The sequence below is a fragment of the Pseudomonas extremaustralis genome, assembly GCF_900102035.1.
GTDB classification, from domain to species: domain Bacteria; phylum Pseudomonadota; class Gammaproteobacteria; order Pseudomonadales; family Pseudomonadaceae; genus Aquipseudomonas; species Aquipseudomonas extremaustralis.
In genome coordinates, this window is the sequence record NZ_LT629689.1 from 746,078 (window position 1) to 758,882 (window position 12,805).

At 61.9% G+C, this 12,805-nt stretch carries 12 protein-coding genes; 5 read left to right on the top strand and 7 right to left on the bottom strand.

All coding sequences use genetic code 11. The annotated features are described in order from the left end of the window. Positions 1 to 24 precede the first annotated feature (24 nt). From BLR63_RS03825 to BLR63_RS03840, 4 genes are all read left to right on the top strand, one after another. Positions 25 to 864, top strand: a complete 840-nt coding sequence (locus tag BLR63_RS03825; RefSeq protein ID WP_010565787.1) for an SDR family NAD(P)-dependent oxidoreductase — start codon at positions 25 to 27, stop codon at positions 862 to 864. A gap of 108 nt (positions 865 to 972) precedes the next feature. Beyond that, positions 973 to 2,721: an FAD-dependent oxidoreductase gene (locus BLR63_RS03830; protein WP_010565786.1), complete on the top strand. Its 1,749-nt coding sequence runs from the start codon at positions 973 to 975 to the stop codon at positions 2,719 to 2,721. Next, positions 2,721 to 3,053 (top strand): NIPSNAP family protein, encoded by a 333-nt coding sequence (locus BLR63_RS03835; protein WP_010565785.1) that lies wholly within the window; start codon positions 2,721 to 2,723, stop codon positions 3,051 to 3,053. The genes BLR63_RS03830 and BLR63_RS03835 overlap by 1 nt, the downstream gene beginning before the upstream one ends. Before the next feature lie 83 nt (positions 3,054 to 3,136). Next, positions 3,137 to 4,510: an MFS transporter gene (locus tag BLR63_RS03840; protein WP_010565784.1), complete on the top strand. Its 1,374-nt coding sequence runs from the start codon at positions 3,137 to 3,139 to the stop codon at positions 4,508 to 4,510. Here the strand turns inward: BLR63_RS03840 and BLR63_RS03845 are convergent. The 7 genes from BLR63_RS03845 to BLR63_RS03875 all read right to left on the bottom strand — a co-directional run bounded on the left by BLR63_RS03845 (position 4,507) and on the right by BLR63_RS03875 (position 11,086). Continuing rightward, a complete protein-coding gene (locus BLR63_RS03845; protein WP_010565783.1) occupies positions 4,507 to 5,907 on the bottom strand; it encodes a methyl-accepting chemotaxis protein in 1,401 nt (466 codons plus the stop codon). The two genes, BLR63_RS03840 and BLR63_RS03845, sit on opposite strands and share 4 nt — an antisense overlap. Positions 5,908 to 6,241: 334 nt before the next feature. Beyond that, positions 6,242 to 6,475: a hypothetical protein gene (locus BLR63_RS03850; protein WP_010565782.1), complete on the bottom strand. Its 234-nt coding sequence runs from the start codon at positions 6,473 to 6,475 to the stop codon at positions 6,242 to 6,244. Positions 6,476 to 6,746: 271 nt separating this feature from the next. Beyond that, positions 6,747 to 7,166, bottom strand: coding sequence for a DUF6691 family protein (locus BLR63_RS03855; RefSeq protein WP_010565781.1), 420 nt, complete (start codon positions 7,164 to 7,166; stop codon positions 6,747 to 6,749). A gap of 2 nt (positions 7,167 to 7,168) precedes the next feature. Next, the gene (locus BLR63_RS03860) at positions 7,169 to 7,603 is read right to left on the bottom strand and encodes a YeeE/YedE family protein (protein WP_010565780.1); all 435 of its coding nucleotides are present in this window, start codon (positions 7,601 to 7,603) and stop codon (positions 7,169 to 7,171) included. Between the two features lie 55 nt (positions 7,604 to 7,658). Further along, on the bottom strand, positions 7,659 to 8,456 hold the full coding sequence (locus BLR63_RS03865) for a sulfite exporter TauE/SafE family protein (protein WP_010565779.1): 798 nt from the start codon (positions 8,454 to 8,456) through the stop codon (positions 7,659 to 7,661). Between the two features lie 28 nt (positions 8,457 to 8,484). Then, positions 8,485 to 10,155, bottom strand: a complete 1,671-nt coding sequence (locus BLR63_RS03870; protein ID WP_010565778.1) for a bifunctional protein tyrosine phosphatase family protein/NAD(P)/FAD-dependent oxidoreductase — start codon at positions 10,153 to 10,155, stop codon at positions 8,485 to 8,487. Between the two features lie 52 nt (positions 10,156 to 10,207). Then, positions 10,208 to 11,086 carry an MBL fold metallo-hydrolase gene (locus BLR63_RS03875; RefSeq protein WP_010565777.1) on the bottom strand — a complete coding sequence of 293 codons (879 nt, stop codon included), beginning with the start codon at positions 11,084 to 11,086 and terminating at the stop codon, positions 10,208 to 10,210. 246 nt (positions 11,087 to 11,332) lie between these two features. Between BLR63_RS03875 and BLR63_RS03880 the strand changes: the two genes are divergently transcribed. Beyond that, positions 11,333 to 12,658, top strand: a complete 1,326-nt coding sequence (locus tag BLR63_RS03880; protein ID WP_042947036.1) for a sigma-54 interaction domain-containing protein — start codon at positions 11,333 to 11,335, stop codon at positions 12,656 to 12,658. The last annotated feature ends 147 nt before the right edge of the window (positions 12,659 to 12,805 follow it).

Sequence of the window (12,805 nt, forward strand, 5' to 3'; positions counted from 1 at the left end):
TTGAAATGCGTGTTGGAGATAACAATGAATAATAACGACCTGCAGAAAAGCTGGCTGAATCTGGACTCCAAGGTCTGTGTGCTCACAGGCGCGGCCGGCGGCATCGGCAGCGCGATTGCCGGCGCGCTGGTGCGCCAGAATGCCCATGTGGTGCTGCTTGATCGCGATGAACAAAAATGCCGCGAGCTGGCCGCCGAATTGGCGCAAAACAGTGAAGCGGATGTTTCTGTACTGCACTGCGATATTGCCGACCCCGTCAGCGTGCAACACGCTGCCGAACAAGTGCAGGCGCTCCACGGGCGCTGCGATGTGCTGATCAACAACGCCAGCGTGTTGCAGGCCGGGGCGCTGGAAACGCTGAGCCTGGAACACTGGAACCAGGTGCTGTCGGTCAACCTCACGGGCTATCTGTTGTGTGCCCAGGCGTTCGGGCGGCTGATGCTGGCCCGGCAAAGCGGCAGCATCGTGCACATCGCCTCGATCGCCGCGCATTACCCGCAGACCTTCAGCGGCGCCTACAGTGCCGCCAAGGCCGGGGTCGCCATGCTTTCGCGGCAGATCGCTGCGGAGTGGGGCCCACGGGGCATTCGCAGCAATGCCATCTGCCCGGGACTGATCCGCACGCCGCTGTCGGCAGCGTTCTACGCCGATCCCAAGGTCGAGCAGCAACGCAAGGCGATGACCGCCAACCAGCGCATCGGCGAGCCCCAGGACATTGCCGACGCCGTCCTCTTCCTCGCGAGCCCGCGGGCCGGTTATGTCAACGCCGCCGAGCTGACCGTCGACGGTGGCCTGGAAAGCATGCTGATGGCGTTGATTCCGCGCCCCGGCTTTGAGTCCCCCATGGCCAGCCACCAGGCCTGACCTCTGTTCGGCCAATGCTGGCCGACTCCGAATACCCCAGCGAACCTGTCCTGTCGTGCTGTCGACGGCGGCAAGCGTTCGGCTGGCTTTTACCGAGTGAGACTGACTATGACGACGACAACTACCGAGGCGATCCGTCGGTGCGACGTACTGGTGATCGGCGCCGGCGCCGGTGGCCTGGCGACCGCCATCACTGCGCGCAAGCAGGGGCTGGAAGTCATTGTGATTGAAAAGGATGCGTACTTCGGCGGCACCACCGCGTTCTCGGGAGGCGTGCTGTGGATTCCCGGCAACGGGCTGTCCAAGGCCAAGGGCATCGCGGACAGCCGGGAGGCCGCGCTGACCTATATGAAAAACGAGACGGGCGATTTCTACGATGCCGAGGCGGTCGATGCGTTTCTCGATAACGCGCCGCAGATGATCGACTTTTTCCAGCGGGAGACCGAGGTCCAGTTCATCCCGACCCTCTACCCGGACTATCACCCAGACGTGGCCGGTGGCGTCGACATCGGCCGTTCGATCCTCGCCGCGCCGTTCGACATCCGCCGGCTGGGAGCCGACATGGCACGCCTGCGCCCGCCGCTCAAAACCATCACGTTCATTGGGATGATGTTCAATTCGTCGAATGCCGACCTCAAGCATTTCTTCAATGCCACCAAATCCCTGACCTCGTTCCTCTATGTGGCCAAGCGCCTGATGACCCACGCCAAGGAGCTGCTGCTGTACCGGCGTGGTATTCAAGTGACCAGCGGCAATGCCTTGGCTGCGCGGCTGGCGAAATCGGCGCTGGACCTGGGGATCCCGATTCTCACGCAAACCAGCGCCCGGCAATTATTGAAAGACGCGGATCGGGTCACCGGGGTGATCGCTCAGACCGAAGGCGGTGAAGTGCGGTTTGAAGCCCGCCAGGGTGTGGTATTGGCCAGTGGCGGGTTTTCCCATGACCTGCAACGGTTGCAGCAGGCTTATCCCCATGTGCGTCGCGGTGGCGAGCATTTCTCACCGGTGCCGCAGACCAACACCGGGGACGGCGCGCGCATGGCCGAGGCCTTGGGCGGCAGCGTCGAGATACGGCTCAAGGCGCCTGCGGCCTGGATGCCAGTCTCGAAAGTGCCGATGGGTAACGGCAGCTTCACGGCCTTCCCCCATCTGCTCGATCGCTACAAACCCGGCGTGATCGGTGTGACCCGCAATGGCCAACGCTTCACCAACGAGTCCAACTCCTACCACGACGTCGGCGCGGCGATGATCGAGGCCTGTGCCAATCAAACCGAAACCGCCATGTGGCTGATCTGCGACCGCCGGACCATGGCCAAGTACGGCCTGGGTTATGCCAAGCCGGCGCCGATGCCCCTCGCGCCATTGCTGCGCAACGGCTACCTGCACAGCGGCCGCACCCTGGCGCAATTGGCGCAGAACGCCGGGCTCGATGCGGCCGGGCTGGAACAGACCGTGCGTGACTACAATCGCACGGCGGGGCAGGGCGTGGACCGGCAGTTCGGCCGTGGCACCACCAGCTTCAACCGCTACCTCGCCGACCCGCAGAACCTGCCGAACCCATGCGTGGCGCCGATTGGCGACGGGCCTTACTACGCCCTCAAAGTGATCATGGGGGATCTGGGTACCTTTGACGGCATCCGGACCAGCGTGTGCGGGGAGGTGCTCGACCGCCAAGGCCAGGCGATCGCCGGGCTTTACGCGGTGGGCAACGACCGCGCGAGCATCATGGGCGGCAACTATCCCGCCGCCGGTATCACCCTCGGACCGATCATGACCTTCGGTTATCTCACCGGCCTGCACCTGGCGCGGGTGGCTGGCGCAAAAACACCGGGCAACCCCCGGCAGGAGGTGGCCTGATGCATCACAAGCCGGTCGTCGACCACCGCATCTACACCATCCGCCCACGGGGCATGCCCGAGTTCATCGAGATCTTCGATCGCCTGGCCATGCCGGTTCTGCTCGAGCATCTGGGCGCGCCGCTGGGGTTCTATACCAGCAGCATCGGCCCGCTGAACCAAGTCGTGCACCTATGGGGCTACGACAGCCTCGATGACTTCGAGCGACGCAGCCAGGCACGAGACAGCGATCCGCGCTTCCCGGCCTACCTGCAGGCTTCGGCGCATCTGATCATTGCCCAGGAAACCCGGATCATCCGTCCGGTGCGTTTCCACAGCCTCGGCGGTGCTTGAACCGCCGGTTACCGTCCTCGTTTCACCCCAATAAAAAAGCGGGCGCCGTGGTTGCGCGCCCCCACAACACAGAGGTGACTTTCATGCTGACAACCCAACCCATCGACATCCACGCGCTGATCAACAGTCGCCCCATCGGCGCCTTTCAGAAGTGGGTGGTGTTCCTCGGTTTCCTGATCATCGGCCTGGATGGCTTCGATGTGGCCATCATGGGCTTTATCGCACCGCAACTGAAAATGGACTGGGGCTTGAGCCATCAGCAACTGGGTCCGGTGCTGAGTGCGGCGCTGATCGGCCTGGCTGCCGGTGCACTGGTCGCCGGGCCGCTGGCCGACCGTTACGGGCGCAAGATCGTGCTGGTCAGCAGTGTGTCCATGTTTGGCCTGTGGACCCTGGCGACGGCGTTTTCCCCGGACATCAGCACCATGGTGATCCTGCGCTTCCTCACCGGGCTGGGGCTCGGCGCGGCCATGCCGAATGCCAGTACCCTGGTGTCGGAGTACGCGCCGCAGCGCAGCCGTTCGTTCCTGATCACGGTAGCGTTTTGCGGGTTCTCCCTGGGCGCTGCCGGCGGCGGGTTTCTGTCGGCCTGGATGATTCCGGCCTTCGGCTGGAAAAGCATGCTGATCCTCGGTGGCATCTTGCCCCTGCTGGTGGCGCCGCTGCTGTATTTCAAACTGCCCGAGTCGGTGACGTTCCTGGTCGCCAAGCGGGCGCCGAACCCGCGGATCCGCGCGATTGTGGAAAAACTCGCACCGGGCGTCAGTGATGCGCAATCGACCTTTTGCCTGCCGGCCCATCCGCTGATGCGCGCGTCGGCCATGCACATCGTATTGTCGCCGTCCTATCGCTTCGGCACGTTGATGCTGTGGAGCGGTTATGTGCTGGCGTTGTTTCTGGTCTACCTGTTCAGCGGCTGGTTACCGACCCTGGTGAAAGACGGCGGCGGTTATAGCGTGGCGGACGCGGCGATTGTGACCGCGATGTTCCAGATCGGCGGGCCTGCCGGCGCGCTGTGTGTCGGCTGGGTCATGGATCGCTGGAATAAATACCGGGTGTTGATGGCGGTGTTCGTGTTGAGCGGTGGGGTGATCTACGCGATTGGCCAGGCCACCGGGCATTTCCTGTTGCTGTGCCTGATCGCCTGGCTGGTCGGGTTCGGCCTCAATGGTGCCAGCGTCGGCATGAACGCGCTGGCGGCCACGTTCTACCCGACCCAGGCACGCGCCACCGGCGCCAGTTGGATGAGCGGCATCGGTCGCTTCGGCGCGATCCTCAGCGCCTTTGCCGGTGCGCAGATGCTGAGTTGGGGCTGGACCTTCGCGCAAGTGTTTGCCGCGCTGGTGGTACCTTCCGCTCTGGCGGCCCTGGCGATTTACGGGTTGGGGCGCAGCGCTGGCGCGGTGTCGAGCGATCGACAGGGGGTGTCTGCTCCACCGCGCCGGACGAATGCCTAGACCTTGAAACGCTCCACCAGGCGTTCCAACTCATGCCCCAGCCGCGCCAGTTCGTTACTCGACGCGGCGGTTTCTTCGCAGGTGTTGGCCGTCTGGTCGGAGATGTCGCGCACGTTGATCACCGCGCGATTGATCTCCTCGGTGACGGCGCTTTGTTGCTCCGCCGCTGTTGCGATCTGCTGGTTCATGGACTGGATGATCGAGACCTTGCCGGTGATGTTCTCCAGGGCGCTGACCGCGCGATGGGTGCATTCCACGCTGCTTTCGCTCAGTTGCAGGCTGCTGTCCATGCCCGAGGCCACGGCTTGGGTGCCGCTCTGGACCCCGGCGACCAGGCTCTCGATTTCTTCGGTGGAGCGCTGGGTGCGCAGGGCGAGGTTGCGTACCTCGTCGGCCGACTGGTTGAGTTCTGTGGCCAGGCGCTGGATCTGCGCGATGGCTTCCCCCACGATCTGTTCGCCTTCGCTGGCTTGCTGATCGGCGATGGACGCGGCGACGGAGGCCTCTTCGGCGTTGCGTGCAACGTTGTGTACGGTGGCCGTCATCTCGTTCATGGCGGTGGCGACGTGATCGGTTTCGGCTTTCTGGTTGTTGATGCCCGAATTGGTCTGCTCGGTCACCGCCGACAATTGTTCCGCGGCGCTGGCAACCTGGATGACGCCGGATCGAATGCCGTCGATCAGTTCGTGCAGGTTGAGCATCATCTGCTGAAGGCCGGATTGCAGCTGGCCCAGTTCATCGCGTCGGGTCACCGTCAGCTTCTCGGTCAAATCGCCCCTGGCGATGCGGTTCACTGCCTGGAGCGTGTGTTGCAGTGGGTTGACGATTTGTCGGGTGATGACCCATGCGGCCAGTGCGCCGAGTAACAGGGCCAGGGTCGCGACGAGGCTGAGCAGGGTTTTGGCGGACGCGGCATCGGTATCGCGTTTGGTATTTTGCGAGTCAATGAGTTTTTGCGTGGTGTCGAGCAACAGGTCGCCCAACTGCCCCATCCGTTTGAACAGGGACGCTTGGTCAACGTCAGGCGTGGCCAAGTCCTTCAGCAATTTCCCGTACTCATTGACGGCCTCTTGCTGTTGGCGGATCAGATCGTTATCCCGTGGGTCGATGAATTGAGCCCTGATACGGTCCAGATGGGTCGCGAGGCGATCCAGGGTTTGTTGCAGCGGTTGGAAGGCGTCCGCTTGGGTGCTCTTACCGATGCGCAAACGGATGATGCGCAGGTCTTTGGTGTAATCGCTGATCTGAGCAATTTCCTCAACCTTCAGCCCGCGATCGGTCAATTTCACCACGGCATACCAGCCGGTTGCGGCCAGTAATAACGTAAGCCCCAGCACCAGGCCGAATCCCCAACTTAATTTAGCGCTGACTCGGATATTACTGATCCAGCCGGACATATGGCCTCCAGAAAGTTACGTAGGTTAATTGACTCGTGATTCCCTGAGTGTCGACCCTCAGACCCAATGCTTTAGTGCTAACAGGGCGGTCACGCTGTTTCAGATGATTATTCGGGCCTTGGATGAAAAAAATGGCACTGCGAGGGGCATTGCTTGAAGCAATGGCTGAAAGGTTACAGCCCGCTATTTGTCAGGCGTTGGCGCAGAGATAGGCTTTTAGGCCAAGTATCTTTTTCGAGACTAAGCGTGGTGTCTTGTGCTTTGGTCGAATATTAAAAAGGCCTGGGTTCTGGTGCGTGGCAATCGAAAAGAGTGCAGGGCAGTTACGGGGGAATTAGAACGCGATTGATTTTTTCAGATAAGAAAACAGTTGGTCCTGGCAAGCCCTGTATTGGTTTTCAAGGTGCTCGACTTCCCACATGCGCGCCAGCCATACCTCATCACAAGCGGCTTCCAAATGATTGACGGTGGTCATCCAGGCGGTTTGGGCGTTGGCCGTCGCTTGAAGTAATTGCAACAACTCTTCACTTATCGCGAGGGTGTTCGATGCAGCGTGTATGGACGACATTAAAAGTACCGGGAATCAATTTAAACAGGCGGGATGTATGCGGCGCACTATAAGGCGCCGTTCGCGAAAGGCAGTATTCGACTAATGGCTAACGAGGCGCCTCTGTTTATATGGGTTTTTTCGGTGTGGATATTCAGCCTGTTTATAGCGTTGCCTTTATCGGTAGCGTGTTTGATTGCGTTGAGCGGGTGATTCGATTCAGTCGACCAGTTGACTCGGTATGTAATCGTTATCGAATAAAACGCTGTTGATCTCTTAGCTGCAAACGTGATCAACGTTTGCGTCGATTCTCCAGGGCCGTGAACAACAACATGCCACCCAACATGGCCAGCATGAACAGGATGGCTTGCCAGTGACCGGTCAGCAGGATAGCCACGGCCGGACCAGGACAAATCCCGGCAATGCCCCAACCGATGCCAAACAACAGGCTGCCGCCGATCAGGCGTCGGTCCAGTTCGCGTTTGGCGGGGAACTGCATGGGGCTGCCCAGGAGCGAACGGGACTGCCGGCGTGCCCAGGTCATCGGGCCAATGGCCACGGCAATGGCGCCGACCATGACCAGTCCCAGGGACGGGTCCCAGGCGCCGGCCACATCCAGGAACGCCAGCACTTTTCTCGGGTTGGCCATGCCCGCCAGCAAAAGGCCCAGGCCGAACAACAGGCCGGCGATGAATGCGCTGAATTTGATCATGTTCAACCCCCCAGTAGATGACGCAGCACAAACACCGTAACGAAGCCGCTGAACATGAAACACAGCGTGGCCGCCATCGAGCGTGGCGACAGGCGTGACAGGCCGCACACCCCATGGCCACTGGTGCAACCCGAGCCATAGCGTGTGCCGACTCCCACCAGGACCCCGGCGAGGATCAGCCCGAGCCAACCGCTCTGGAACTCGATCAGCGGCAATACGGCGAACAGGCCCCAGAGCAGCGGCGCGACGAGCAGGCCGAGCAGAAACAGGGCTTTCTCACTCACGCCTTCGCCGCCGCGTTGCAGCACACTGCCGATCAGGCCGCTGATGCCGGCGATACGGCCGTTGCCGACGGCGAACAGGCTGGCGGCCAGGCCAATCAAGGCGCCGCCTGCCAGGGATGACCAGGGCGTGAAGTTGATCCAGTCGACAATCATGGGGCTTCTCCAGTGCAAATCAGGGGGAACAGGCCGGGTACGGGCGCGCGCAAGTTCAGGATCCAATCGCTTTGACCAGTAGGGCCACCGCCACCAGCATCGACACGATGGCAAACCCGCGTTGCAAGTGCGGGCCTGCCAGCCGCGCCGCGATCAGGCGTCCGCAGGCCATGCCGAACAATGCGCCCAGGGAGAACGGCAGGGCAACTGCCCACTGCAAATGCCCGGCCGCCGAACTGGCGGCCACGCCGGACATCGACACCAGTGCGATCACCGCCAGGGACGTTGCCAGCACCGATTGCGCGGTCAAGTTGGTGTAGCGCTGCAACGCCGGCACCATCACGAATCCGCCGCCCACGCCGAGCAGGCCCGAAAGCCCGCCCGCGACCACGCCAGACACCGTGAGCGCCCAGGCGCAGGGCGCGGTCCAGTTCAGCTTTCCGCGCTGGGTGTCCAGCACGCACGGCGGCGGCTTGGTCGCGACCGGGGCCTTGGACGCCGGCAACGAACGTTTGAATACCCGGAACGCCACGTACATCAACACGCAGGCAAACATGATCGTCAACGGACGATTCGGCGTGCGCTGCGCCAGCCACAAGCCCAGGGGCGAGCAGATGATCCCCGCGGTGGCGATCAACAGCGCCGCCTTGTAGCGCACGGTGCCGTTCTTGAGGCCCATCACCGCGCCCAGGGTCGCGGCCAGGCCCACCGCCAGCAAGCCGATGGGGCCGGCCTCGGCCATGCTCAGGCCCGCCCCGAACACCAGCAACGGCACCGCGAGGATGCCGCCGCCGGCGCCGGTCAGGGCCAGGATCACACCCACCGTCAGCCCCAGCAGTAAGACGATGATCATCCCAGTCTCCTTGCCTTCAATGCGGTTTTCATTGGTCGGTCAACTCGGGTTTGGCCAACCATTCCCGGCCCTTGAGCATGCCCTTCCAATACAGCGGTGGAAGAATCCGCTCTTTGAGCAACCAGGCCAGCCGGGAAGGGCGGGTGCCGTCGATCAGCCAGGACGGGAAGCTGGGGGCGACCTTGCCACCATAGGTGAACTCCGCCAGGACGATCTTGCCGCGCTCCACCGTCAGCGGGCAGGAGCCGTAGCCGTCGTACTGCGCGCAGCCGTTCGCCTTGCCCATGGCCGCCAACACGTTATGGGCCACCACTGGCGCCTGCTTGCGGGCGGCGGCGGCGGTCTTGGCGTTGCTTGAGTTGGCCGCGTCACCCAGCGCATGAATGTTTGCCCAGGTTTTATGCCGCAGCGTTGCGGGGTCGACATCAATCCAGCCGGCCGCGTCGGCCAACGGGCTGACCCGAATGAAATCCGGCGCGATCTGCGGCGGCACCACGTGCAGCAAATCGAACTCGCGGGTTACCTCGTGGTTCGTGCCATCCGCATTCGCGCTGTTGAACGTGGCGGTGCGCGCCGGGCCATCGACGCGGATGAGGGTGTGGCCGAAATTCAGGTCGATCCTGTAAGCCTTGACGTATTCCATCAGCGCCGGCACATAGTCGGGCACCCCGAACAGCACCGCACCGGCGCTGTAGAACTCGATCTCGATGTCCTTCAGCACGCCGCTGCGTTTCCAGTGATCGGCCGACAAATACATGGCTTTTTGCGGCGCCCCGGCACATTTGATCGGCATGGGCGGCTGCGTAAAGATCGCCCGGCCACCGCGCAACTGTTGCACCTGTTCCCAGGTGTACGGCGCCAGGTGATACAGGTAGTTGGAAGTCACGCCGTTGCGGCCCAGGGTCTGCGACAAGCCCTCGATGGCATGCCAATTGAGCTTCAGGCCGGGGCACACGATCAGTTGTTCGTATTTGACCACCCGGCAGCCATCCAGAATGACCGCATTGCGCTCGGGTTCGAACGCCGCCACCGCCGCCTTGATCCAATGCACGCCACGGGGCAGGGTGGTGCCCATGGTGTGGGCGGTTTGGCGCGCATCGAATACGCCGCCGCCCACCAGTGTCCAGCCGGGCTGGTAGTAGTGCACGTCGGCCGGGTCGATGATCGCGATGTCGAGGCCCGGCGCGCGGGCGAGCAGGCTGGAGGCGGTGGCGATACCCGCCGCGCCGGCGCCGATGATGACCACGGTGTGCTGCGCTTCGGCCACTTCGATCGGGGTGCGGCCCTTGTTCGCGATCCGCCGGATCACGCCTTTCATGTCGAACCCGGCTTTCTTGGCGCTCTCGACGATGTGCGGCAGGTCGTGCTGACCGGCTTGCGACAGCGCCCACATCGTTGTCGAGCGCATCCCCGAGCGGCAATAGGCCAACACCGGCTTGGGCAGCGTTTCCAGGAGTTTGCCGAAGGCAACCCCTTGCTCGTCGGTGACCTTGCCCGATTCGGCGGGCAAGTAGTGCGCTTCGATACCGGCCGCATCGGCGGCGCGTTTTATCTCGGCAAACAGCGGTTGGTCACTGCCTTCGCCGTCGGGGCGGTTGCAGACGATGGCGCGAAAGCCGGCGGTTTTGAGTTCAGCCACTTGGCTGGGGAAAATCTGTTCCGATACCGATAGACCGGGTGCAAGGCGGCGCAAATCCATAAATGTCTCCGTGATGGGCATTTTTTTATGTTTTTTTGGGTTAGGGGGAATGTCAGGCGACGTTGAGGGGGATTTTCAGGTAGCTGATCCCGTTCGATTCAGGCTCGGGAAAATGCCCGGCGCGCATGTTGACCTGCACCGAGGGCAGGATCAGCGTCGGCATTTCCAGCGATGCATCGCGTTTGGTGCGCATCGCCACGAACTCTTCCTCGCTGATGCCATTGCGCACATGCACGTTGTGCGCGCGCTGTTCGGCAACGGTGCTGGCGAACTGCACTTCGCGACCGCCCGGCTGGTAGTCGTGGCACAGGTACAGCATCGTATCGGCCGGCAGGCTCAGTACCTTGTTGATGGACTGGAACAGCGTGCGCGCATTGCCGCCGGGGAAATCGCAGCGGGCGGTGCCGTAGTCGGGCATGAACAGCGTATCGCCGACGAAGGCCGCCGTTTCGCTGCCGTTGCTGATCAGGTAAGTCATGCAGGCCGGCGTATGGCCGGGGGTATGCAGCGTGGTGCAGTGCAGTGTGCCGATGCTGAACGACTCGTCGTTCACGAACAGGTGGTCGAACTGACTGCCATCGCGGGGCATATCGCTACCGGTGTTGAACAGTGTGCCGAACACTTCCTGCACCGTCGAAATCTGGCTGCCGATGCCGATTTTCCCGCCGAGTTTTTCCTTCAGGTAGGGCGCGGCGGTCAGGTGGTCGGCATGGACGTGGGTCTCGAGAATCCACTCGACCTTGGCATTCAGCTCGCTCACCCGGGCGATCAGGCGATCGGCGGACGTGGTGGTCGTGTGGCCGGACTTAGGGTCGTAATCCAATACGCTGTCGATGATCGCGCAGTGGAGGGTGGCCTCATCCAGCACCAGGTAGCTGACGGTGTGGGTAGCAGCATCGAAGAAACCTTCGACGTGAAGTTTGACGCGCATGCAACTGTCTCCTTATAGGGGGGCTTTTTTAGCGAGCCGCTCAGACTAAGGACTGACAGTGCAATAAGTTTGCCAGGCCGTGATTTTGCCCTGGTAGCCTAATATCCAATTGATTTTATTGGGCTTTGTGTTTGTGTATGGGGGTATTCAGGCCTGCATCGGGTGGACGTCTCTGCCATTGGCAGTGCCTGTTGACAGAGGTGGCAGTGCCACAACAGGATGGAACGATGGATTCCAGGAGCCATGATGAAGACTTTTCTGCCGACCCCAACCAACGCCGTCCCACGTCCGGATCAAGTGCAGTCGCTTGTTTCGTTTCTGGAGCACGAACCCAATCCAATGATCGTGCTCGATCCGAACTACAACATCCTCGCAGCCAACACCGCCTATCAGCGCCAGTTCGGCAGCGCTGACAAACCCTTTATCGGGCATAAGTGTTATCAGATCTCACATCATTACGACGTCCCTTGCGACCAGGCAGGTGAGAATTGTCCGATGAAAAAGGCCCAGGAAATGCGCGGGCCGGATCGTGTCCTGCACATTCACCACACGCCACGGGGGCCTGAACACGTCGATGTCGAGTTGCGGCCGATCCTCGACGAACACGGTGCGATCACCGCCTATGTGGAGCGCCTGACCCTGGTGCGCAGTGCCTCGGCGCGTCCGAGCGACGAAGGCCTGGTCGGCTCTTCGCCGGCCTTCAACCTCGCCCTGGCGGAGCTGCAGCGCGTGGCGCCGTCCCTGTTGCCGGTGCTGCTGCTGGGCGAGTCGGGCACGGGCAAGGAGCTGTTCGCGCGGGCCGTGCATGAAACCAGCGAGCGCGCCGATGGGCCGTTTGTCGTGGTGGATTGCTCGGGCTTGACCGAAACACTCTTTGAGAGCGAGCTGTTCGGCCATGAAAAAGGCGCCTTCACCGGTGCTGTCACGCGCAAGCCCGGCCTGGTCGAGACGGCCCAGGGCGGCACGTTGTTCCTGGATGAGATTGGCGATGTGCCGCTGGCCATGCAGGTCAAACTGTTGCGCCTGATCGAGTCGGGTACCTATCGTCGGGTCGGCAGCGTCGAGACTTTCCACGCCAATTTCAGGTTGATTGCCGCCACCCATAAACCGCTGGAAAAAATGATGGAAAAAGGCGAGTTCAGGCAAGACCTGTACTACCGCATCAGCGCATTCCCCATTCACTTGCCGCCCTTGCGCAACCGGGTCGAAGACATTGCCCTGCTGGTGAATTCCTTCCTGCAACGTCGCGGTGCCGGCAAGCGGCGGCTGACCATCGACGCCGAAGCCCTGGCCGCCCTTGAGCAATACTCGTGGCCCGGCAATGTCCGTGAGTTACGCAATGTCTTGGAAAGAGCGAGTCTGTTCGCTGACGATGGGGTCATCCGCGCCATCCATTTACCCCAGGTTTGTGTGACGCCGCCCCCTCAGGCTGCGGCTTCGATGCCCCTCGACGACAGCTCGCTGGCGCAGACGCTGGCGACGTTCAAAGGTACCCGCAGCGAGTTGGCCAAACACCTGGGAATCAGCGACCGGACCTTGTACCGACGCCTGAAAGAACAAGGCCTGGCCTAGCCCTCTACGACTGCCAGTGACTGCCACGCTGCCAGAGGTGGCAGCGTATTAACCAGCCAAAACTCCCCGCGTCCAATCCCCGATTTTCGTAACTGTATGTTTTATAACGATATGCATACAGGTCGAAGGGTTGGCATGCCCTGTGCT